This window comes from Thiosocius teredinicola, assembly GCF_002009425.1.
Classification (GTDB): domain Bacteria; phylum Pseudomonadota; class Gammaproteobacteria; order Chromatiales; family Chromatiaceae; genus Thiosocius; species Thiosocius teredinicola.
This window is the reverse complement of record NZ_CP019936.1, coordinates 4009725-4030546: the sequence shown is the minus strand read 5'-3', so window position 1 is coordinate 4030546 and position 20822 is coordinate 4009725. Positions and strand designations below refer to the sequence as shown.

22 protein-coding genes are annotated in these 20822 nt (G+C 62.5%); 11 read left to right on the top strand and 11 right to left on the bottom strand.

Annotated features, from left to right (window positions below; translation table 11 throughout):
• Window positions 1-58: 58 nt before the first annotated feature.
• A complete protein-coding gene (radC, locus tag B1781_RS19085; protein ID WP_078121179.1) occupies window positions 59-733 on the bottom strand; it encodes a RadC family protein in 675 nt (224 codons plus the stop codon).
• Window positions 734-875: 142 nt separating this feature from the next.
• Here radC and coaBC point away from each other — a divergent pair, with 142 nt between their 5' ends.
• The 5 genes from coaBC to slmA are packed head-to-tail and all read left to right on the top strand — an operon-like array spanning window position 876 to window position 6632.
• Complete coding sequence (gene coaBC, locus B1781_RS19080; protein ID WP_078121178.1) at window positions 876-2093, top strand: bifunctional phosphopantothenoylcysteine decarboxylase/phosphopantothenate--cysteine ligase CoaBC; 1218 nt, start codon at window positions 876-878, stop codon at window positions 2091-2093.
• Window positions 2065-2520: a dUTP diphosphatase gene (dut, locus tag B1781_RS19075; protein ID WP_078121177.1), complete on the top strand. Its 456-nt coding sequence runs from the start codon at window positions 2065-2067 to the stop codon at window positions 2518-2520. Before coaBC ends, dut begins: the two co-directional genes overlap by 29 nt.
• A gap of 37 nt (window positions 2521-2557) precedes the next feature.
• Window positions 2558-5107 (top strand): phosphomannomutase/phosphoglucomutase, encoded by a 2550-nt coding sequence (locus B1781_RS19070; RefSeq protein WP_078121176.1) that lies wholly within the window; start codon window positions 2558-2560, stop codon window positions 5105-5107.
• 16 nt (window positions 5108-5123) lie between these two features.
• Window positions 5124-6020: an acetylglutamate kinase gene (gene argB / locus B1781_RS19065; protein ID WP_078121175.1), complete on the top strand. Its 897-nt coding sequence runs from the start codon at window positions 5124-5126 to the stop codon at window positions 6018-6020.
• Between the two features lie 9 nt (window positions 6021-6029).
• A complete protein-coding gene (slmA, locus tag B1781_RS19060; protein ID WP_078121174.1) occupies window positions 6030-6632 on the top strand; it encodes a nucleoid occlusion factor SlmA in 603 nt (200 codons plus the stop codon).
• Window positions 6633-6679: 47 nt separating this feature from the next.
• On the opposite strand, the gene B1781_RS19055 is transcribed toward slmA, so the two are convergent.
• Window positions 6680-7663: a DUF4124 domain-containing protein gene (locus tag B1781_RS19055; protein WP_078121173.1), complete on the bottom strand. Its 984-nt coding sequence runs from the start codon at window positions 7661-7663 to the stop codon at window positions 6680-6682.
• A gap of 59 nt (window positions 7664-7722) precedes the next feature.
• On the opposite strand from B1781_RS19055, the gene B1781_RS19050 reads away from it, so the two are divergent.
• Window positions 7723-8481: a sulfite exporter TauE/SafE family protein gene (locus tag B1781_RS19050; RefSeq protein WP_334223999.1), complete on the top strand. Its 759-nt coding sequence runs from the start codon at window positions 7723-7725 to the stop codon at window positions 8479-8481.
• 30 nt (window positions 8482-8511) lie between these two features.
• Here the strand turns inward: B1781_RS19050 and pyrE are convergent, their stop codons facing one another.
• The gene (gene pyrE, locus B1781_RS19045) at window positions 8512-9153 is read right to left on the bottom strand and encodes an orotate phosphoribosyltransferase (protein ID WP_078121171.1); all 642 of its coding nucleotides are present in this window, start codon (window positions 9151-9153) and stop codon (window positions 8512-8514) included.
• 91 nt (window positions 9154-9244) lie between these two features.
• On the opposite strand from pyrE, the gene B1781_RS19040 reads away from it, so the two are divergent.
• From B1781_RS19040 to B1781_RS19030, 3 genes are read left to right on the top strand one after another with little or no spacing between them, the layout of a single operon-like run.
• The gene (locus B1781_RS19040) at window positions 9245-10018 is read left to right on the top strand and encodes an exodeoxyribonuclease III (RefSeq protein ID WP_078122138.1); all 774 of its coding nucleotides are present in this window, start codon (window positions 9245-9247) and stop codon (window positions 10016-10018) included.
• Window positions 10002-11378 (top strand): AmpG family muropeptide MFS transporter, encoded by a 1377-nt coding sequence (locus B1781_RS19035; protein WP_078121170.1) that lies wholly within the window; start codon window positions 10002-10004, stop codon window positions 11376-11378. Before B1781_RS19040 ends, B1781_RS19035 begins: the two co-directional genes overlap by 17 nt.
• Window positions 11375-12043, top strand: a complete 669-nt coding sequence (locus tag B1781_RS19030) for a sulfite exporter TauE/SafE family protein (RefSeq protein ID WP_078122139.1) — start codon at window positions 11375-11377, stop codon at window positions 12041-12043. The genes B1781_RS19035 and B1781_RS19030 overlap by 4 nt, the downstream gene beginning before the upstream one ends.
• A gap of 69 nt (window positions 12044-12112) precedes the next feature.
• Here the strand turns inward: B1781_RS19030 and B1781_RS19025 are convergent, their stop codons facing one another.
• From B1781_RS19025 to B1781_RS19005, 5 genes are all read right to left on the bottom strand, one after another.
• Window positions 12113-12556 (bottom strand): DUF4426 domain-containing protein, encoded by a 444-nt coding sequence (locus B1781_RS19025; RefSeq protein WP_078121169.1) that lies wholly within the window; start codon window positions 12554-12556, stop codon window positions 12113-12115.
• 145 nt (window positions 12557-12701) lie between these two features.
• A complete protein-coding gene (locus tag B1781_RS19020; RefSeq protein ID WP_078121168.1) occupies window positions 12702-12992 on the bottom strand; it encodes a DUF167 family protein in 291 nt (96 codons plus the stop codon).
• Entirely contained in the window at window positions 12989-13564 is a 576-nt protein-coding gene (locus tag B1781_RS19015; RefSeq protein WP_174575419.1) for a YggT family protein, read from the bottom strand. The genes B1781_RS19020 and B1781_RS19015 overlap by 4 nt, the downstream gene beginning before the upstream one ends.
• On the bottom strand, window positions 13564-14388 hold the full coding sequence (gene proC, locus B1781_RS19010; protein WP_078121166.1) for a pyrroline-5-carboxylate reductase: 825 nt from the start codon (window positions 14386-14388) through the stop codon (window positions 13564-13566). Before proC ends, B1781_RS19015 begins: the two co-directional genes overlap by 1 nt.
• Window positions 14389-14486: 98 nt before the next feature.
• Window positions 14487-15170 carry a YggS family pyridoxal phosphate-dependent enzyme gene (locus B1781_RS19005; RefSeq protein WP_078121165.1) on the bottom strand — a complete coding sequence of 228 codons (684 nt, stop codon included), beginning with the start codon at window positions 15168-15170 and terminating at the stop codon, window positions 14487-14489.
• Between the two features lie 134 nt (window positions 15171-15304).
• Here B1781_RS19005 and B1781_RS19000 point away from each other — a divergent pair, with 134 nt between their 5' ends.
• Entirely contained in the window at window positions 15305-16342 is a 1038-nt protein-coding gene (locus B1781_RS19000) for a type IV pilus twitching motility protein PilT (protein WP_078121164.1), read from the top strand.
• Window positions 16343-16534: 192 nt separating this feature from the next.
• Complete coding sequence (locus B1781_RS18995; protein WP_078121163.1) at window positions 16535-17650, top strand: PilT/PilU family type 4a pilus ATPase; 1116 nt, start codon at window positions 16535-16537, stop codon at window positions 17648-17650.
• Window positions 17651-17688: 38 nt separating this feature from the next.
• Here the strand turns inward: B1781_RS18995 and B1781_RS18990 are convergent, their stop codons facing one another.
• The 3 genes from B1781_RS18990 to B1781_RS18980 are packed head-to-tail and all read right to left on the bottom strand — an operon-like array spanning window position 17689 to window position 20821.
• On the bottom strand, window positions 17689-18549 hold the full coding sequence (locus tag B1781_RS18990; protein ID WP_078121162.1) for a dihydroorotate dehydrogenase electron transfer subunit: 861 nt from the start codon (window positions 18547-18549) through the stop codon (window positions 17689-17691).
• Window positions 18549-19835 (bottom strand): dihydroorotase, encoded by a 1287-nt coding sequence (locus tag B1781_RS18985; protein WP_078121161.1) that lies wholly within the window; start codon window positions 19833-19835, stop codon window positions 18549-18551. The genes B1781_RS18990 and B1781_RS18985 overlap by 1 nt, the downstream gene beginning before the upstream one ends.
• Window positions 19832-20821: an aspartate carbamoyltransferase catalytic subunit gene (locus B1781_RS18980; protein WP_078121160.1), complete on the bottom strand. Its 990-nt coding sequence runs from the start codon at window positions 20819-20821 to the stop codon at window positions 19832-19834. The genes B1781_RS18985 and B1781_RS18980 overlap by 4 nt, the downstream gene beginning before the upstream one ends.
• Window position 20822: the final 1 nt, after the last annotated feature.

Sequence of the window (20822 nt, the reverse complement as noted above, 5' to 3'; positions counted from 1 at the left end):
GACACGGTCAAGCTCAACCGGGCTCTGATCGGCGCAGGCCGGCCACTGCACTGCCGGTCTAGCAGTCGCCGCGCTCGGCCAGCGAGCAGCAGGTGCCATCGCCGACGATGATGTGGTCGAGCACGCGGATGTCGACCAAGCCCAGGGCGTCGCGCAGGCGCTGCGTGATCGACCGGTCGGCCGCGCTGGGTTCGGCCACGCCGGATGGGTGATTGTGGCTCAGGATGACTGCCGCGGCGTTGTGTTGCAAGGCGCGCTTGACCACCTCCCGTGGGTGCACGCTGGCACCATCGATGGTGCCGCGAAACAGTTCCTCGAACGCCAACACGCGGTGCCGGTTGTCGAGAAACAACACCGCGAACACCTCGTGCTCATAGTCGCGCAGGCGCGACGCCAGGAATTGCATGGTTTGCGCGGGGCTTGTCAGGCGCTTGCCGCGGGCAAGCGTTTCGAACAGGTGACGCCGGCCCATCTCGAGTACCGCCTGCAGCTGGGCGTACTTCGCACTTCCCAGGCCCGGCGCATCGCAGAAACTGGCCTGCGGTGCCGCGAGTAGCTCGCGCAGGCTGCCAAAACGGTCGAGCAGGTCGCGGGCGAGATCCACGGCGCTGCGGCCACGTACCCCGGTGCGCAGAAATATGGCGAGTAATTGGGCGTCGCTGAGGCTTTCGGCTCCGTGTGCCAGCAGGCGTTCTCTGGGCCGCTCCTGGGTCGGCCAATCCTTGATCGACATGGTGTCACTTCCTCCTTGAAGTTGGTGAAGCCTAACCGAGAAAGCCGCTTGCCGCCAACGTTTGCTTTGCCTTGTCGGCCGACTCGGTTACTCTTGTCGGAACGTATTTCGCCATGCCGAAAAGGGAGTTTTTTTCCTCACCATGCAGCCGTTGCGCGCTCGCCGGGTATTGCTCGGTATCACTGCCGGGATTGCCGCCTACAAGGCGGCCGAACTGGCGCGTTTGCTGGTCAAGGACGGGGCCGATGTGCAGGTGGTGATGACCCGCTCGGCGACCCAGTTTATCGGGGCGATGACCCTGCAGGCGATTACCGGTCGGCCGGTACGTGACAGCCTGTTCGACGCGCAGCACGAGGCCGCGATGGGGCACATCGAACTGGCGCGTTGGGCCGAGGTGATCGTGATCGCACCCGCCACGGCGTCGACCCTGGCTCACCTGGCCGCCGGCACGGCGGACGATCTGCTGACGACGCTGTGCCTGGCCTCGACCGCGCCGCTGCTGGTTGCGCCGGCGATGAATCAGGCGATGTGGGCGCATCCGGCAACACAGGCGAACATCGGGGTGCTCAGCGGGCGCGGCACGCAGCTTATCGGGCCGGCCGTCGGCGAGCAGGCCTGCGGCGATCAGGGCGCGGGTCGCATGCAGGAACCGGCGCAGATCCGGGGCGCTATTCACGACCTGTTGATGAAGTCGGGCGCGCTGCGCGGCAAACGCGTGATCGTGACGGCCGGACCGACGCGCGAAGCGATCGACCCGGTGCGATTCGTCGGCAACCGCAGTTCGGGCAAGATGGGCTTCGCGGTGGCCTCCGCGTTGGTGGCGCAAGGCGCGGATGTGACCCTTGTCGCCGGGCCGGTGGCGTTGCCGACTCCCGGTGGCATCACCCGTATCGACGTCGAAAGTGCTGACGATATGCACGACGCCGTCTTTACATCGCTGCCGGGCGCTGCCATTTTTGTAGCATGTGCCGCGGTAGCTGATTTTCGACCGGCGCGTGCCGCCGAGCAGAAGATAAAGAAAACCGATGAAACCCTCGTCGTCGAAATGATTCGCAACCCCGACATCCTCAGCGAGGTCTCGGCTTCGCCGGCGCGGCCTTTCTGTGTCGGTTTTGCCGCCGAAACCCACGACGTGGAGAACTATGCCCGGGGCAAGTTGCTTGCTAAGGGCCTCGATATGATTGCCGCTAACCAGGTGAGCGCGTCGCAGGGTTTCGAAGTCGACGACAACGCGTTGTTGGTGCTGTGGGAAGGGGGACAACAACGTCTGCCGATGCAGTCCAAGTCGCGTTTGGCGGCACAACTGGTCGAATTGATTGTGGACCGTTTTAATGCACAGACTGCAACTGAAGATTCTTGACGATCGCCTCGGTGGCGATTTCCCGTTACCCGATTATGCGACCGAAGGCTCTGCCGGGATGGACTTGCGCGCCATGCTCGACGAGCCGCTCGAACTGGCGCCGGGGGAGACCCAGCTGATACCAACGGGTGTCGCCATACACATCGCCGACCCGGCCCTGGCCGCGGTGATCCTGCCGCGCTCGGGACTCGGTCACAAGCACGGCATCGTATTGGGCAACCTGGTCGGATTGATCGATTCCGACTACCAGGGGCAGCTCTTCGTGTCGTGCTGGAACCGTGGCAGCGACCATTTTCGCGTCGAAGTCGGGGAGCGCATCGCTCAGCTGATGCTGATCCCGGTGGTTCGCGCCGTGTTCGAGCAGGTAGACGAGTTTGATCAGAGCGACCGTGGTGCCGGCGGTTTCGGGCACTCGGGACGACACTAACAAGCCATCAGAAAACAGCACCAGCACCGGGGATAGTGTGGGTCTATTAAAAAAGAAAACGGAGAAAGCTGCGGCCGAACAGCCGGCGCCGCAGGCGGAAACCAGCAAGAAAGGGCGGTCTCTTTTCTACTATCTGCTGCCGGCACCGCTGGTCGCGATGGCGCTGATGGTCGTGCTGGCGTTCTTTGCGTGGCAGAGCATCATTGGTGCGGCAACGCTGACTGCCAAGGAAACAGCGATGAACCTCGCCGAGGGCCTCGCCCTGAGGCTCGAAGGTGAGGTGAAGGCGCGTCGCGACCTGATGGTGCTCGCCGCATCCGACGGTCCGGCGGTGAATGCCTTTTTGCGTGATGACGCGGATCAGTTGCAGACGGCGCTCGAACGCCTGCAGAGCCGGCTGCCCGGCTTGATGCAGTTGCGCCTGTTGTCGCCGGATGCCAGCCAGCCCGATACCGGTGGCCCCGCGCCGCTTGGCTACGCGGGTTTGGACCAGATCAGGCGTGCCGCGCAATCGGGCAAGGTCTCCCAGGCGGAGATTCACCAGATTGAAAGCGGCTCGCCTTACCTGGCGCTGGCCGTGCCGGTCAAGGCGGGCGGGCGTACCTTGGTGATGTTCGGTGCCTGGGATATGCGCCCGCTGATTCGCGTTGTCGAATCGTCGCCGGTTTTCCCCGGTCGCCTGCAACTCATCCAGGGCAAAGAAACGCCCTATGCGCTGGCCAAGGGCCCGGGCCACCTGGAACTCGATGATGGCGGCGACGGTGTCGTGGAGGTGCCCGGCAGCATCTGGAAAGTGGCCTACGGTGCACGCGCAGACAGCGGTGGCCTGAGCGACATGGTCACGGTGCTGGCGCTGATCGGTGGCGGCGTGCTGACGTTGATCCTCAGCGTGGCATTGCAATGGCGCATGCTCGGCCGCGATCTCAAAGAAGACGCCAGCGCGATCGTCAACCTCGGTGAAGCGATCCTGCGCCGCACCGGTTCGCAGAATCGCGAGGCGCACGTCGGGGCGAACAGCGATGCCATCGCCCTGTTGTCGCAATATGCGCGAGAGGCTCGGGTGCGCGGTGCTGCTCCCATGCCCGAAGCGCCGTTGAGCGAGGCCGTGCCGCAGGCGGCGCCGATTGCCCCACAGTCGGTCAGCGGCCTGGATGTCGAAGAGATCGATTCGGATCCTGCCGAGCTGCTGATGACGAGCGGATCGGCGCCTGAAGTGGACATCGCAGAGAGCCTGTTCCGCGCCTACGATATCCGCGGCATCGTCGGCGAAACACTGACCTCGCCGGTTGCCGAATTGATCGGCCGGGCGCTGGCGACGCTGGTGCGCGAACAGGGCGGGCTGGAGGTTGCGGTCGCCAGCGACGCGCGTTTGTCGAGCCCGGATCTGTCCACCGCGTTGATCCGCGGCCTGGTCGCCGGTGGTTGTAACGTGCTCGACGTCGGCCAGGCGCCGACGCCGTTGCTGTACTACGCCATGCAGGTACGTTCGACGCACGCCGGCGTGATGGTCACCGGCAGCCACAATCCCCCCGAGTACAACGGCCTGAAGATCGCTATCGGCGACAAGGTGCTCGATGGCGACGAGCTCAAGGCATTGCGCGAACGCATGCTCGAGGGTCGGTTCAGCCAGGGCCAGGGCACGGTCGAGCGCATCGATCTGGTCGGCCAGTATGCCGAGGCCGTGGTCAACGAGGTGCAACTGGCGCGGCCGCTCAAGGTCGTTGTCGATGCCGGTAACGGCGTGGCCGGCGATCTGGCGATTGCCACGTTCGAGATGCTTGGTTGCGAGGTCGTGCCGCTGTTCTGCGAGCCGGACGGCAACTTCCCGAATCATCATCCGGACCCGAGCCAGCCGGACAACCTCGCATCGCTGATGCTCGAGGTGCAGGCGCAGGAGGCCGACATCGGTCTCGCCTTCGACGGCGACGGTGACCGCCTGGGTATCGTCGACAATGCCGGCAATACCATCTGGCCAGATACCATTTTGATGCTGCTCGCGTCAGACATCCTCGGACGTCACCCGGGGGTCGACATCCTGTACGACGTGAAATCGTCGCGCCATCTGGCGAGCTTCATCCTCGGCCACGGTGGCCGACCGATCATGTGGAAATCCGGCCACTCGCGCATGCGGGCGAAGATGCTGGAGACCGGCGCGCTGCTCGGCGGCGAGTTCTCGGGCCACCTGTTCGTCAAGGAGCGTTGGTATGCCTTCGATGATGCGATCTACGCAGCGGCGCGCGTGCTGGAGATCTTGGCGCTGGACCCGCGCCCATCGAGCGATTTGTTCGCCGAGTTGCCGAGCAGCCCGAGCACGCCCGAGTACCAACTGATGCTCGAAGAGGGGCAGAGCCGCGAACTGATGCGCGCGGTCGATGCCAACAAGGTATTCGACGACGCGCGTCTGGTCGAACTCGACGGTCTGCGCGTGGAGTTTGGCAACGGCTGGGGATTGATCCGGCCGTCCAATACCACGCCGTCGTTGACCTTCCGCTTCGAAGCCGACGACGAAGGGTCTCTGGAAGAGATAAAGGCACGGTTCCGCGACCTGCTTGGTCGGGTCGCGCCGGATATGCAAGCACCATTCTGAAGGTTTAATACAGCTCATGAGTCTGACGGCGGAAGCGGCGAGTAACGTCGCCCACGTATTGTCCGAAGCGTTGCCCTACATTCAACGTTTCGGTGGCAAAACCATTGTGATCAAGTACGGCGGCAACGCGATGGTCGATGAAGACCTCAAGGCCGGCTTTGCACGCGACGTGGTCATGATGAAATTGGTCGGCATCAACCCGGTCGTCGTGCACGGCGGCGGCCCGCAGATCGGTGAACTGCTCAAGCGCCTCGGCAAGGAGAGCGAGTTCATCCAGGGTATGCGCGTGACCGACGCCGAGACCATGGACGTGGTCGAGATGGTGCTCGGCGGGTTGGTCAACAAGGAGATCGTCAATCTGATCAACCGTCATGGCGGTTCGGCAGTGGGCCTGACGGGCAAGGATGGTGACCTGATCCGTGCGCGCAAACTGGCGCTGACCAAGAACAACCCCGAAGCGAAGCTGCCCGAGATCATCGATATCGGGCATGTCGGCGAGGTCGAGAGTATCGACGCCTCGGTGGTCGACATGCTGGTGCACGGTGACTTCATTCCGGTCGTCGCGCCGATCGGAGTCGGTGAAGACGGTCGTTCGTACAACATCAACGCCGACCTCGTGGCCGGCAAGATGGCCGAAGTGCTGAATGCGGAAAAGCTGATTCTGCTGACCAACACTCAAGGCCTGCTCGACAAGCAGGGCAAGTTGTTGACCGGGCTGACCCTGGAGCGCGTCGATGAACTGGTCGCCGACGGCACCATCACCGGCGGTATGCTGCCGAAGATCGGTTGTGCGCTCGATGCGGTCAAGGCAGGCGTGAACTCAGCGCACATCATCGACGGTCGCGTGCCGCACGCCGTTATGGTCGAGTTGTTTACCGATCAGGGTGTCGGCACTCTGATTCGCCGTCGCTAACACCTAGCGATGCCGAGGCCGTCGCGTAAACAGGCGATTCTCGAGGCGCTGGCGAACGAGCTGGAGCTGCATCCGGGTGACCGGATCACGACGGCAGCGCTGGCGCGCGCGGTGGGCGTCTCCGAGGCGGCACTTTATCGGCACTTTCCGAGCAAGGCCCGGATGTTCGAGGGGCTGATCGGCTTCGCCGAAGAAACCGTGTTTGCTCGCATCAATCAGATCCTCGATGAAGAGAAGCACACCCAGGTGCGGGTCGCCCGGGTGATCTACCTGCTGCTCGGCTTCGCCGATCGTAATCCCGGCATCACACGCATCCTGCTCGGCGATGCTTTGGTCGGCGAACGTGAACGCCTGCATGATCGGGTGCAGCAGTTTTTCGAACGCATCGATGTGCAGTTGCGGCAGATTCTGCGCGAGGCGCAGCTACGCAACGATGCAACGCTGCGTCGCTCGCCGGAAGAGGCGGCGAGCTTGCTGACTGCGTTTGTCGAGGGTCGGATGCAGCAGTTTCTGCGTTCACGCTTCGCCAAGCCGTCGCTGACGGCCTGGGATGCCGATTGGGCGGTATTGAGTCACGGCCTGTTCGATCCGGGGCAGAACGCCCCGTCCTGAGAGCCGCTCAGGGATGGCCGCCATTGCGCGGCCAAACTGTCATTGAGCTATTTGCCGGCGATCAGCGCGTCGCGGAACTTTTCACGGATGGCCTCGACTTCCGGGCCGCGGCAGAACTCCTGGCCCTCGGTGAAGCTCACGCACTGCAAATCCATGAAGATGCGTTCACCGCCGTCGGTGCGATCGATCAGGCGTGACACGGTAATGCTGACATCGCGCGTCTCGCGCGGCGGGGCGGTCACTAAGATACGGTCGGCCGCGAGGTCGATCGGCGTGGTCGCGTTGTCGCGGGCATATTTCTGCGCGATCTCCCAAAGCTTCAGGCACTCCTGATCGCCATTGCAGCGCACCGCGGTATCCACCAGGTCCGGAATATCCGACTTGGCGACGACGTCGGCATTGGCGGCACGCACGCCGCCCTGATGCAGCTTGCGGAAACGCGCCAGATCGTAGTCGTATTGTTCCAGCGTCGACCGCTTCTCGTCTTCCTTGCTGAGGATGATGGCGTACGACTTTTCGATCGATCGCTGGGTACTATCGAGGTTGTCGCGCTGACGTTTGTTGAGCTGTCGACCCGCGCGCTCGGCGGCGGCCGCGCGTCCCTGGAACTCCGACAGGCGGGTCTTGAGGCGCCGGATCTCGTTATGCGTGAGTTTGATCTGCGCATCGAGCTGCGCGATCTTGCCGTCGCGCGCCATGACCAGGTCGTCTTCGTTGCGGTACAGATTGAGCAGGATGCGATCTCGCGCCTGCTGTTCTTCGAGGAGTTTCTGCTGTTCGGCGCGCAGTGCCGCCAGTGCCTTGTCGCGCTCGATCTCCTCGGGCGTTTTGGCGCGGTCGTGGCGTTTGACCTCAATGCCGCGGGTGTTCAGTTCGGAATGGGCCCGATCCTGGTATTCGGGCGGGATCGACGTGCCGTAGTGGGTCACGCCGTTCTCGTCGACCCATTTCTTGAAGCTCCCGGCCTGCGCTGAGCCTGCCAGCATGAGAGCGACCATCACCAAGGCGGAAAATCTCGTTGTTACAGTCATAGCCTTCTTCGAGCGTCTAGCGCGTTACTCGTCATTATAATGACTCTCAGTCCTGCTTTATCGGCCAAGTCTTGGAACATTTCATACTTTTTTTGATATCGCTGCTGGCCAACCTGTTTTCAGCGTTTGCCGGCGGCGGTGCCGGCCTGCTGCAGCTGCCGCTGCTGATCTTTCTCGGATTGCCGTTCGGCGTGGCCCTCGCGACTCACAAAATCGCCTCGGTGGCGCTGGGTGTAGGGGCCACCATCCGCCATCTGCGCGAGGGCGGCCTGCGCCGCCAGTTCGTCGTGTTCATCCTGGCCACCGGCGTCCCTGGTGTGTTGTTAGGCGCCAGTTTGATCCTCCAGGTTCCCGGGCGTTATGCCGAGATCGCGCTGGGGATGTTGACACTGGGGTTGGGCATCTATTCGGTCAGCAAGAAACAGCTCGGTCTGACCGAAGAACCGCGTAACCGCGCCGGTTCGGGGCTGTTCTGGGGTGGTTTGGGGCTGTTCGGGATCGGCGTGCTGAACGGTTCGCTGACCTCCGGTACCGGCCTGTTCGTCACCCTGTGGCTGGTACGCTGGTTCGGCGCCGACTACCGTCAGGCGGTGACCTACACCCTGGTGCTGGTCGGCATGTTCTGGAACGGCAGTGGCGCGGTTACCCTGAGCCTGCTGGGCGAGGTGCAGTGGGACTGGTTACCGGCCCTGTTGGCCGGGTCATTTCTCGGCGGCTACGCGGGCGCTCACCTGGCGATCCTCAAAGGCAATGTCTGGATCAAGCGTGCCTTCGAGGTGGTTACCGTGTTGGTCGGGATCAAGCTGATCGTCGGCTGAGCAAGGCGTCCGAGCCCAGCCGGTCGACCCTCAGACGCCATACGCCTCGCGATAGGCCTGGATATAGGCCAGGTGGTCGTCGGCGTCGCCGCGCTGTTTGACGAAGTCGATGAGTTCGGCGAGGCGCACGATCGCGGCCACGCTCAGCCCGTAGTCGCTTTCCACTTCCTGAATCGCCGAGCGTTCGCCTTTGCCGCGCTCCTGGCGATCCAGTGCAATCACCACCCCGGCCGGTTTGGCGCCTTCGGCGTTGATGATGTCCATCGATTCGCGAATCGCCGTGCCGGCAGTGATGACATCGTCGATGATCAGGATGTCGCCCTGCAGTGGGTGGCCGACGATGCTGCCGCCCTCACCGTGGCTCTTGGCCTCCTTGCGGTTGAAGGCATAAGGCACGTCGAGGCCGTGATGGTCGTACAGCGCGGCGGCGGTCACTGCAGCGAGCGGGATGCCCTTATAGGCAGGACCGTACAGCACGTCGAACTCGATACCGGAATCGACGATGGTCTGAGCATAGAAACGACCGAGTTTGGCCAACGCAGCACCGGTGTTGAACAGGCCGGCATTGAAGAAGTAAGGGCTTTTGCGTCCCGACTTGAGGGTGAACTCGCCGAACTTGAGCACGCCCTGGTCGAGGGCGAAGTCGAGAAAGTCGCGTTGGTAGTCTTGCATGCGGTCACTCCAGATTGCAGCGCTGCATTTTGCGGAACCCGTCTGGTGCTGACAAGGGCATGTCGCAGCGCCTTTCCTTATAATGCGCCGCATGCGCGTGATCAGTCTTAACTTGAATGGTATACGGGCTGCTGCACGCAAGGGCTTCTATGCCTGGCTGCGTCGCCAGCAGGCCGACGTGGTGTGTCTGCAGGAACTCAAGGCGCAGGTCGATCAGATCAACGACCGCCTGTACTGGCCGCCGAGCTTCAACTGCTACTACCATCCCGCTGAAAAGAAGGGCTACAGCGGTGTCGGCATCTATGCGAAACGCGAACCGGACGAAGTGATCGAAGGGCTCGACTGGCCCGACTTCGATGCCGAAGGCCGCTGGATAGAGGCACGCTTCGGCAAGCTCAGCGTGGTTTCGCTGTACCTGCCGTCTGGTTCGTCGAGCGAGCTGCGCCAGCAGGTGAAATTCGACATCATGGATCGGATGACGCCGCTGCTGAAAAAGCTGCGCAGCAATGGTCGCGAATACATCATCTGCGGCGACTGGAACATTGCCCACACCAAGGCCGATATCAAGAACTGGCGTGGCAACCTGAAGAACTCGGGCTTTCTGCCGGAAGAACGCGCGTGGCTCGACAAGTTGTTCGGGCCGATGGGCTGGGTGGATGCGTTTCGCGTCGTCAACCAGAACGCCGACGAGTACACCTGGTGGTCGAACCGCGGGCAGGCCTGGGCGAAGAACGTCGGCTGGCGTATCGATTACCAAGTGGTCACGCCGGGGCTGCGCGAGCATATCGTCGGGGCGAGCATCTATCGCAAGAAGCGTTTCTCCGACCATGCGCCATTGATCGTCGATTATGACGTCGAGTTCTGACACCGCAGACCGGCTGCAGGACGGCCACGGCTGGCGCGACCTGCTGTATCACCTGTTACATGACGCACGCGTGTTGCGCCTGTTTCTGTTGGGGTTCTCTTCCGGTCTCCCGTTGTTGCTGGTGTTCGGCACGCTTTCCTATTGGCTTGCCGAAGCGGGCATCGACCGTTCGACCATCGGCCACATCAGTTGGGTCGCGCTGGCCTATGGCGTCAAATGGGTATGGTCGCCACTGGTCGACCGCCTGGGTCTGGGGGCTTTGACCCGGAAGCTGGGACGCCGGCGCGGGTGGTTGCTGCTGACGCAGCTCATATTGATCGGCGGCATCCTCGGTATGGCGCTGACCGACCCGGCGGTTTCGCTGGAGCGCTTGGTATGGCTGGCCTTGCTGGTCGCGTTCACCTCGGCCACGCAGGATATCGCGATCGATGCCTACCGCATCGAAGTTGCCGAGCAGCGGATGCAGGGCCTGTTGGCGTCGGCCTATACCTTGGGCTACCGCCTGGCGATGATCAGCGCGTCGGCCGGCGTGCTGTGGATCGCTGCGGCGTTCGACCCCGATGAAAAGACCTATCAGCATGTGCCGTGGATGATAGCTTACAGCGCGATGGCCGCGCTGATGTGCGTAGGCATGTTGACGACCCTGTTTTCACCCGAGCCGGATGTACCGACCGGCGACAGCGTGACAGAGCGGCGAGGGAGCGCATCGCTGTTCGATCGCGTGAGTGCCTGGTTTGTGGCAGCCGTGGCTAATCCGTTCGTCGACTTCTTCCGTCGCTATGGCGTGCTCGCATTGCTGATTCTGACGCTGATCGCCTGCTATCGCATGTCGGATATCGTGTTGGGCGTGATCACCAACGTGTTCTACCAGAACATGGGATTCACCAAAGACGAAGTGGCGTCGGCGTCGAAGGTGTACGGCGTCATCATGCAATTGGCGGGAACCGCCCTCGGTGGCGCCGCGGTGTACCGTTTCGGCGTTATGCCGATCCTGTTCATCGGTGGCCTGCTGTCGGCTGCAACCAACCTGTTGTTCTCCGTGTTGGCCGGTATCGGTCACGATTACTGGTGGCTGATCGCGGTGGTCGGCATGGATAACCTGAGTGCCGGCGTGGCCACGGCGGCCTTTATCGCGTACCTGTCGAGTCTGACCAATGTCATGTACTCGGCAACACAGTATGCGCTGTTCAGTTCCCTGATGGTGTTGCTGCCGAAGTTCTTTGGCGGCTTTTCGGGTGACCTCGTCAATGCCTGGGGTTATCCGCAGTTCTTTACCTTTACCGCGTTGCTCGGCGTGCCGGTGTTGGTGTTGATTGCGCTCGCGTGGCGGTATGCGCCACCGGTGCCCGCACGCGCATGACGGAACTGGGCCTGTTCAGCGCGTTCGTTGTCGGCGTGCTTGGTGGTGTGCACTGCGCAGGTATGTGCGGCGGCATCGTCGGCGCCTTATCGCTGGGTCTGCCTGCCGGTCGTTCACAATGGCCGTTGTTGCTGGCCTACAACCTCGGGCGCATCGGTAGCTACACGCTGGCCGGGGCCATCATGGGGGCGCTGGGTTTCTACTTTTCAGGGCTTCTGCCGGTGCAGACCGCGCAGCACGTGTTGCTGAGCATCGCCGGCGTATTCCTGATCCTGATGGGGCTGTATCTTGCCGGCTGGTGGAACCTGTTGGCGCGTGTCGAACGCGTCGGCGGCAAGCTGTGGAAACGCATCGAACCGCTCGGGCGCGGCTTGTTGCCGGTAAGGCATGTCAGGCAGGCGTTGCTACTCGGCGCGCTATGGGGATGGTTGCCGTGCGGCCTGGTCTACAGTGCCTTGATCTGGACCGTGTCCGCGGGCGGTGCGCTCGAAGGCGCCCTGTTGATGCTGGCATTCGGCCTGGGCACATTGCCCAACCTGTTGCTGATGGGTGTGGCCGCCGCGCAGCTCAACCATTGGGTGCGTAAACCGGTGGTCCGCTCGATCGCCGGCGCAATGGTTATGTTGTTCGGGGTCTGGCTGCTGATTCAGGCCTGGGTGACTTGAAGCGGCTGCGCGCACAGGGATCGCGCGCAGTCCGCCTGGTCTTGAAACGCTCGCCGATCGCCTGGGCGATCAATCGGTATAGAACTCCTGAGTCATCTGCGCCTGTACCGGATAGTTCTCACCTTCGGGCAACACCTCCATCTGGAAGTGCAGCATCTCGCGGTGCGCCACCGGGAAGTCGGCGATGTAATAGATCGCTTTGTCTTCGACGATCTCGCGCAACTCGACCGGTTTGATCTGGCCGTACAGATTCTTGGCCGTGACATTGATCTTGGCGTGCACGGGCTCGCCGAGCATGCCGGGCTTGCCGCGTATCACACTCACATTGAGCAGCCCGCGGCTGGTGCTGCGTTGGATGCCGTAGGCGCTCGCCACCTCCGCTGGCAGGCTGTCGGTGGTCAAGGCGTTGTGGTGAATTGTGTATTCGCCTGCGCGGGTGCTGTTCTCGGCCGCTACGGCCAGCGGTAACAGCATGAACATCAATACGCTCAGGGAATGGACCAACCTAGTCATTGCATCTTCCTCCGGATCGATATTGTTGTCGTTGTTTGGTTTCTACTGACTATAGACCAGCCGCGCGCCGACTTTATGTCGAACCAGTCAATTCAAGCACGAACTGGATCGCGACCTATTGTTGGTTTCTTGGTCGTCGCGATTATCAGCGTTTAACGATATTAGGTAATCGTTTCGGAGCGCTGATCCTTAGGCGTTTAAGCTGGCTGGTGTGACCGTTCTCAATCGCGACCGCCGACTTGGCGACACCGAATTGACGCGCCAGCCATGCGATCAGGTGCGTGTTGGCCTTGCCGTCGACCGGTGGCGCAGTGATGCGCACGCGTAGGCGGTCGTTCTGGATATCCGCGAATTGATCGCGGCTGGACTTGGGCTGCAGCTTCAGCTTGAGCACCAGGTCGTCGCCGTCCCAGTGATACCAAGCTTCTTCGTTCACAGCATACGGCTGATGACGTCGGTCAACGGCGGGATAAGCAGCATCTCGAGGAGCACAAGGCCGATGATCACCACCATCGGCGAAAAGTCCAGGCCACCCATGTTGGGCATGCGGCGACGCACCGGACTGATCAGCGGTTCGGTAAGGCTGTTGATCAGTCCGACAACCGGGTTGTACGTGCCGGGATTGATCCAACTGATGATCACCTGAATGATGATTGCGAACAGGAACACGTTGATAACGAGCGCAATCAGCTCGGGTATTGCCAAGAGCATCGCCGCTACCGGGGCGAAGCCGAACCCCTTGATGGCCAGGATCAACAGTTGCTCGACCGCAATGACGATCCAGGCGAGTACGATCGATGCCGTATCCATGCCGCCGACGGACGGAATGATACGCCGCATGGGATTGAGGATCGGTTTGGTGGCTTTGACGATGAACTGTGACAGGGGGTTGTAAAAATCCGCCCGCATCAGCTGCAGAAGAAAACGCAGCACCACCAGCGTGGCGTACAGGCCGAAGATGACCTGAACGAGAAAGATCGCCGGGTTCTCAAGGTAACCGCCGCCCATTATGTGTTCCCCAAATCAGTCGAGAGTTCGATGGAGCGGTCGCGTGCCGCCTTCAGCGCGCGCGTGAAGAGCGCTTCGATGCCGCCGTCGACCAGCGTGTTGATGGCCTGCTCGGTGGTGCCGCCCGGTGAGGTCACTTTCTGCCGCAATACCTGCGGAGAATCGCTGCTCTCCAAGGCCATACGTGCGGCCCCGAGCGCCGTTTGCAAGGTCAGCAGGTGCGCCGTTTCGTCCGGCAGTCCCATCTCGCGACCGACGGCCTCCATCGCCTCCATGATCAGGAAGAAATAGGCAGGGCCACTGCCCGACAGGGCGGTAACGGCATCCATCAGCGCCTCGTCGTCGACCCACTGGGTCAGCCCGACGGCCCGCATCAGCGATTCGGCCTGTTCGCGCTGTTTCTCGCTGACCCCATCGGTCGCGTACAGCACGGTCGCGCCGCTCTGTACCATTGCCGGTGTATTCGGCATGGTGCGTACCAGTGCCAGATCGCCGCCGAGCCAGGTCGACAGACTTTCGCAACGAATGCCCGCGGCGACCGAGATTACCAGCGGGTTGTGGGTCTGCACCGTGTCGGCGATCTCTTCGGCTACCTGTTTGAGCACTTGCGGCTTGACCGCGAGTACGACGGTGGCCGCTTCGGCGATCGCCTGGCGGTTGTCCTGCGAGGTGCGGATGCCGGTGGCTTCGTGCAGCGCACGGCATTTCTCCGCCGAGGGATCGGTGGCCGTGATGTCGTGCGGCGGTACACCATCGGCAATCAGGCCGCCGATCAGGGCGCCGGCCATGTTGCCTGCGCCGATAAAGGTGATTCGCTTGCTCATGGTGTTTGCGCGATTCTCTGCTTGCGTCGATCGAGGGGGCCAAGTCTACTGGATGATGGCGGCGCCAGTCAGTTCGACGGTCGCAATTGGGTACGATTTCAGGTGCGCGCACCGAAGATGTCGGTGCCGATGCGCACGATGGTTGCGCCTTCGGCAATCGCCATTTCCATGTCGCCGCTCATGCCCATCGACAGGGTGTCGAGATCCAGCCCTTTGTCGCGCAACGCCAGCAGCCGCTCGCGCAGGCGCGCGAACACCGTGCGCTGCTCGTCCGGTGGGCTGTTCGGGTCGGGCATGGTCATCAGGCCGCGCAGGCGCAAGCGGGGCAGCTCGGCGACGCGTACCGCCAGCGTTTCGAGCGCTTCAGGGGTGACGCCGCCCTTGCTGGCTTCGCCGCTCAGGTTGACCTGCAGACACACCTGCAGCGGCGGCAGATCGTCGGGGCGCTGTTTGTTGAGCCGTTCGGCGTGTTTCAGGCTGTCCAGGCCATGTACCCAGGCGAAGTGAGCGGCGACCTCGGCGGTCTTGTTGCTTTGCAGATGACCGATGAAGTGCCACTCGATGCCATCCAGCGGCAGGGCAGCGATTTTGGGCAATGCATCCTGCAGGTAGTTCTCGCCGAAAGCGCGTTGCCCGGCGTCGTAGGCGGCCTTTACGGCCTGGATCGGCTTGGTCTTGCTGACCGCCAGCAAGGCGACGCTTTCGGCAGGTCGATCACTGGCGGCAACGGCCGCGGCGATGCGCGCCTGCACGGCCGCGAGATTGTCGGGAATTTGATTCATTGCCTCGATGCTATATAAAGAGACCCGAACGGCGCCGCCGCAGGGTGAAAATTCCTGCTTAACTCAAACGAAGCGCTGTCGCTAACTATAACCGTCTGACACATTTCTTTTTTCTCGTTGTTGCAGGAATACTAATGGATATTGCTGAGCTGCTCGCCTTTAGCGTCAAGCACAATGCGTCTGACTTGCATTTGTCTGCCGGTCTGCCGCCGATGATTCGCGTCGATGGCGACATCCGCCGCATCAATGTACCGGTGCTCGACCACAAGACCGTTCATGAACTGGTGTACGACATCATGAACGACAAGCAGCGCAAAGATTACGAAGAATTCTTTGAGGTCGACTTCTCGTTCGAGATCCCCGGCCTTGCGCGTTTTCGTGTCAACGCCTTCAACCAGGACCGCGGCGCGGCGGCGGTGTTCCGTACCATCCCGTCGAAGATCCAGAGCCTGGAAGAACTCAACTGCCCGTCGGTGTTCAAGACCATCTGCGACAACCCGCGTGGCCTGGTGTTGGTCACCGGCCCGACCGGTTCGGGTAAGTCGACCACGCTGGCGGCGATGATGGACTACAAGAACGACACCGAGTATGGCCATATCCTGACGATCGAAGACCCGATCGAATTCGTGCACCAGAGCAAGAAGTGCCTGATCAACCAGCGCGAGGTGCACCGCGACACGCTCGGTTTCGCCGAAGCCCTGCGCTCGGCACTGCGTGAAGACCCGGACATCATCCTGGTCGGCGAATTGCGTGACCTCGAGACCATCCGTCTGGCGATGACCGCGGCCGAAACCGGTCACCTGGTGTTCGGCACCTTGCACACCAGCTCGGCGGCCAAGACCATCGACCGTATCGTCGACGTGTTCCCGTCCGGCGAAAAGGCGATGGTGCGCTCGATGCTGTCGGAGTCGCTGCGTGCAGTTATCTCGCAGACGCTGCTCAAGCGTACCGGCGGCGGCCGTGTCGCCTGCCACGAAATCATGATCGGTACCCCGGCCATCCGTAACCTGATCCGTGAAGACAAGGTCGCGCAGATGTACTCGGCGATCCAGACCGGCCAGGCGCACGGCATGCAGACGCTCGACCAGAACCTGCAGGAGATCCTGAAAAAAGGTCTGATCTCAAAGCAGGACGCGATGTCGCGCGCGGTCAACAAGGAACTCTTCCACTAAGCTCTGGGCGCGCCTCGGTCCGTATGGCGGTCTGTCGATCGCCGAAATGCTGGGGGTGCGCACCAGGAATCGCAGGCGTTTTACCGCGCGATCCACTGGACGCGGTGCGCGTAATGTGGTCTTTTTCGCTAAACGCGCCGCAAAGCCCGGGTAACAAGGGCGACGCGGTACACCAGAGCGAGAGAGGCCGGTATGGATTTCAACAACATCCTGGATCTGATGGTGCGCAAAGAAGCATCGGATCTGTTCATCACCGCCGGCGTAGCGCCGAGCATCAAGGTCCACGGGCATATCAAGCCGGTCTCCAAGACCAAGCTCGATGCAGCGCAGACGCGCGAGCTGACGCTGTCATTGATGACGCCGGAACAGCGCGACGAGTTCATGCACACCAAGGAGTGCAACTTCGCGTTCACCGCCAGCAAGATCGGCCGCTTCCGCGTCAGTGCTTTCGTTCAGCGCGACGCCATCGGCATGGTGCTGCGGCGCATCGAAACCCGCATACCGACGCTCGATATGCTCGGACTGCCGAGCACCATCACTGAGCTGGCGATGGCCAATCGCGGTATCGTGTTCTTCGTCGGCGCGACCGGTACCGGTAAGTCGACCTCGCTGGCGGCCATGCTCGGTTACCGCAACCAGAACAGCACCGGCCACATCATCAGCATCGAAGACCCGATCGAGTTCCTGCATTCACATGCGGGCTGCATCGTCACCCAGCGTGAGGTCGGCATCGATACCGAGTCGTACGAGGTGGCGTTGCGCAACACGCTGCGCCAGGCGCCCGATGTGATCATGATCGGCGAGATCCGTACCCGTGAAGCGATGGAACACGCCATTACTTTCGCCGAGACCGGCCACCTGGTACTGACCACCTTGCACGCCAACAACGCCAACCAGGCGCTCGATCGCATATTGCACTTCTTCCCGGAAGATCAGCACGAGCAGATCCTGATGGATCTTTCATTGAACCTGCGCGGTATCGTTGCGCAGCAACTGGTACGTCGTCCGGACGGCAATGGCCGGCGCGCGATCACCGAGGTTTTGCTGAATACGCCGCTCGTATCCGACCTGATTCTCAAGGGCGAGATCCACAAGCTCAAAGAGCTGATGAAGCGCTCTACCGAGCACGGCATGATCACTTTCGATCAGGCCCTGTACGACGCGTTCCGCCGCGGCGAGATCACCCAGGAGGATGCGTTGCATCACGCCGATTCGGCCAATGAGGTGCGCCTGATGATCAAGCTCGGCGATACCAGCCCGAACGCGCTGAACCGCGACGCGGGCAAGATGAGCTTCCTCAACGAATAGATAGGGGAAAACGGCGGTGCGAGTGCATCGCCGCGTTCTTAGAAGACGCGATAGCCGTCAAACACCGGCCCGTCGACACAGACACGTTTCATCGCCGGGCCTTCGTCCGTAGCAACTTCGACCACACAGCCGGCACAGCCGCCGACCGCGCAGGCCATGAACTCTTCGAGCGAGACCTGTACCGGCAGGTCGTAGTCACGCGCAACACCGACAACCGCTTCGAGCATCGGGTGCGGGCCACAGGCGTAGACGCCGACCTGTGCGCGTTCGCTATCGCCCAGGCCATCCAGCCAGCGACGCGCCAAATCGGTGACATAGCCCTCGTGACAGCCGGCATAGCCCTGCAGGCTGGCCAGGCGGCTCGGTATGCCCCAGTCTTCGAGCAACGGCATAGCGGCGATCACCTCCGGCGGAACACCGGGCAGCATGAACTGCGATGGACGGGGTGTGAAAGGGAAGGGCACCTCAGAGCCGAGTACCACGAATGGCTGCTTATCGGTTTTGCGCAGGGATTCTGCGATGAAGATCATCGGCGGCATGCCGACGCCACCGCCGATCAGCAGCGGACGTTGGTGCGTAATCTCGAACGGCTTGCCGACCGGGGCGAGCAGGTTGACCGTTTCTCCCACTGCGCGCCGGGCCAGTAACTGCGTGCCTTCACCGACCGCTTTGTAGAGGAAATCCACCCAGCCTTGGTCAGCCGAGGTGCGCATGATCGAGATCGGGCGGCGCATCGGCCGCTGCGGATCGACCCTAATATGGGCGAATTGCCCGGGCAGCGCGGTCGACGCGCAACCCGGCGCCTTGACCCGCATGACGAATTGATCGCCGGGAAACGCCTCGTGGCTGAGAATCTCGGCGTCTTCGACCAGTATCGTGTCGCGGTGAGGTTTTTCCATCAGTTCGAGTCCGTAGCGCGGTAGACCACGTGGCCGTTAAATATCGTATGCGTGATGACGCCGGCAAAGTCCCAGCCGTCGAAGGGGGTATTGCGACCCTCGCTGACCATGGTCGCGGCGCTCAGCGTCCAGCGACGGTCCATATCGAAGATGCACACATCCGCCGGGGTGCCGACGCCGAGCCGGCCGTAGGGCAGGCCGAGGATATCGGCCGGGCCGCAGGTAACCCGCGCTAACGCGGTCGGCAGGTCGAGCACTTTCTCTTCGACCAGGCGCAACACCAGGCCGAGCAGGCTTTCGAGGCCGGAGATGCCCGGTTCCGTTTCCGGGAAAGGGCGTTGCTTGGCATCGGGCTCGTGCGGTTTGTGATCGGAACAGATTGCGCTGATGGTGCCGTCGGCGACCGCGCGACGCAGTGCATCGCGATCGGCCAGCGTGCGCAGTGGCGGCGACACATTGCACTCGGCGACGAAGCCGTCGACATCCATCTCGGTAAGGTGCAGTTGGTGCGCAGCGACATCGGCGGTCACCGCCAGTCCGGCGGCCTGCGCCTCGCTGATCATGCGCGCTGCGGTCTGGGTCGACAGGGTGCGGAAATGCACCTGGGCCTGGGTGTGTTCGGCCAGTGCGAGATCGCGCGCGACCGCCACGCTCTCGGCGGCCGACGGGATGGCCGGCAGACCGAGCCGGGCCGACACGACGCCCTCGTGTGCGCAGCCGTCGGCACGCAGGTGGCGGTCTTCAGGGCGCAGGAACACCGGTAGACCGAAGGTCGCCGCATACTCCAGTGCGCGCCGTTCGACCAGCGTCGAGGCCAGCGGGAAGTGGGCATTGCTGACGGCGACGCAGCCGGCCTGCTTGAGCGCCGCCATCTCGGCCAGCATCTCGCCTTTGAGGCCCTGGGTGAGGGCGCCGGTCGCCAGCACACGCGCCTGGCCGAGCTTGCGCGCGATGCGGTGGACCAGCTCGACCACCGCCGAATTGTCGATAACCGGTTTGGTATCGGGTGAGCACAGCACCGTCGTGATCCCACCGCGTGCCGCGGCCAGGGTCTCGCTGGCTAGCGTGCCTTTGTGTTCGTAGCCGGGTTCGCGCAACCCGGCCGCCATGTCCACCAGGCCGGGCGCGACCACGCAGCCGCGCGCGTCGATCACCTCTTCGGCGGCGAATTCGGCCGGTGCATCGCCGACCGCGACGATGGTCTCGCCGTCGATGTGCAGATCCAGCGTGTCGTCGATGCCGTGTGCCGGATCGATCAGGCGGCCGTTGATGATGCTGATGCTCATGCCTCACCTCCGGCCAGGTCGGCCTGCGACTGCATCGCCATCGACATCACCGCCATGCGCACCGCGATGCCGTAGCTGACCTGTTGCAGGACCACCGAGCGCGGGCCGTCGGCGACCTCCGAATCCATCTCGATACCGCGGTTCATCGGCCCGGGGTGCATGACAATGGCATCCGGCTTGGCGGCCTCGAGGCGCTCGTCGGTCAGACCGTAAAGGCGGAAGTATTCATGTTCGTTGGGCAGCAGCGCGCCGTCCATGCGTTCATTCTGCAGGCGCAGCATGATCACCACGTCGACGTCCTTGATGCCTTCCTCGAGATCGTGAAAGACATGCACGCCGAGCGCACGCGCCTCGGTCGGCAGCAGGGTGCGTGGACCGACAATCCGCACCTCACTGACCCCCAGGGTATTCAGCGCCAGGATCTGCGAGCGGGCGACGCGCGAGTGCAACACGTCACCGACAATCGCCACGCGCAGCGGTGTGAAATCGCCCTTGTGCTTGCGGATCGTGAACATGTCGAGCATGGCCTGCGTCGGATGCGAGTGGCGGCCGTCGCCGGCGTTGATCACGCTGACCCGCGGCGAGCAATGCTCGGCGATGAAATGCGCGGCACCAGACTGGGCGTGACGCACCACGAACATGTCGGAATGCATCGCCTCGATGTTGCGCAGCGTATCCAGCAGGGTTTCGCCCTTGGAGGTGGCCGAGGTGCTGATATTGAAATTGATCACGTCGGCCGATAGCAGCTTGGCGGCCAGTTCGAACGTGGTGCGTGTGCGTGTGCTGTTTTCGAAGAACAGGTTGGTGATGATACGTCCGCGCAGCAGGGGTACTTTCTTGACCGGCCGGCCCGGCAGGGCGGCGAACGATTCGGCGGTATCGAGGATCTGTACGAGCAGATCGCGGCTCAGCCCGTCGATGGTCAGGAAATGGCGCAGACGCCCGTGTTCGTTGAGTTGCAGCTTGTGCGAGGGTTGGCTAGACATC

Excerpts from the sequence above, each read along its gene's own strand:
- B1781_RS18990 (WP_078121162.1), bottom strand. The coding sequence starts at position 18,549 with ATGGAAAAACCTCACCGCGACACGATACTGGTCGAAGACGCCGAGATT.
- B1781_RS18995 (WP_078121163.1), top strand. The coding sequence starts at position 16,535 with ATGGATTTCAACAACATCCTGGATCTGATGGTGCGCAAAGAAGCATCG.
- pyrE (WP_078121171.1), bottom strand. The coding sequence starts at position 9,153 with ATGCAAGACTACCAACGCGACTTTCTCGACTTCGCCCTCGACCAGGGC.
- B1781_RS19000 (WP_078121164.1), top strand. The coding sequence starts at position 15,305 with ATGGATATTGCTGAGCTGCTCGCCTTTAGCGTCAAGCACAATGCGTCT.
- B1781_RS19015 (WP_174575419.1), bottom strand. The coding sequence starts at position 13,564 with ATGGGCGGCGGTTACCTTGAGAACCCGGCGATCTTTCTCGTTCAGGTC.
- slmA (WP_078121174.1), top strand. The coding sequence starts at position 6,030 with ATGCCGAGGCCGTCGCGTAAACAGGCGATTCTCGAGGCGCTGGCGAAC.
- B1781_RS18985 (WP_078121161.1), bottom strand. The coding sequence starts at position 19,835 with ATGAGCATCAGCATCATCAACGGCCGCCTGATCGATCCGGCACACGGC.
- coaBC (WP_078121178.1), top strand. The coding sequence starts at position 876 with ATGCAGCCGTTGCGCGCTCGCCGGGTATTGCTCGGTATCACTGCCGGG.
- B1781_RS19055 (WP_078121173.1), bottom strand. The coding sequence starts at position 7,663 with ATGACTGTAACAACGAGATTTTCCGCCTTGGTGATGGTCGCTCTCATG.
- argB (WP_078121175.1), top strand. The coding sequence starts at position 5,124 with ATGAGTCTGACGGCGGAAGCGGCGAGTAACGTCGCCCACGTATTGTCC.
- B1781_RS19025 (WP_078121169.1), bottom strand. The coding sequence starts at position 12,556 with ATGACTAGGTTGGTCCATTCCCTGAGCGTATTGATGTTCATGCTGTTA.
- B1781_RS19030 (WP_078122139.1), top strand. The coding sequence starts at position 11,375 with ATGACGGAACTGGGCCTGTTCAGCGCGTTCGTTGTCGGCGTGCTTGGT.
- radC (WP_078121179.1), bottom strand. The coding sequence starts at position 733 with ATGTCGATCAAGGATTGGCCGACCCAGGAGCGGCCCAGAGAACGCCTG.
- B1781_RS19035 (WP_078121170.1), top strand. The coding sequence starts at position 10,002 with ATGACGTCGAGTTCTGACACCGCAGACCGGCTGCAGGACGGCCACGGC.
- B1781_RS18980 (WP_078121160.1), bottom strand. The coding sequence starts at position 20,821 with ATGTCTAGCCAACCCTCGCACAAGCTGCAACTCAACGAACACGGGCGT.
- B1781_RS19005 (WP_078121165.1), bottom strand. The coding sequence starts at position 15,170 with ATGAATCAAATTCCCGACAATCTCGCGGCCGTGCAGGCGCGCATCGCC.
- dut (WP_078121177.1), top strand. The coding sequence starts at position 2,065 with ATGCACAGACTGCAACTGAAGATTCTTGACGATCGCCTCGGTGGCGAT.
- B1781_RS19040 (WP_078122138.1), top strand. The coding sequence starts at position 9,245 with ATGCGCGTGATCAGTCTTAACTTGAATGGTATACGGGCTGCTGCACGC.
- proC (WP_078121166.1), bottom strand. The coding sequence starts at position 14,388 with ATGAGCAAGCGAATCACCTTTATCGGCGCAGGCAACATGGCCGGCGCC.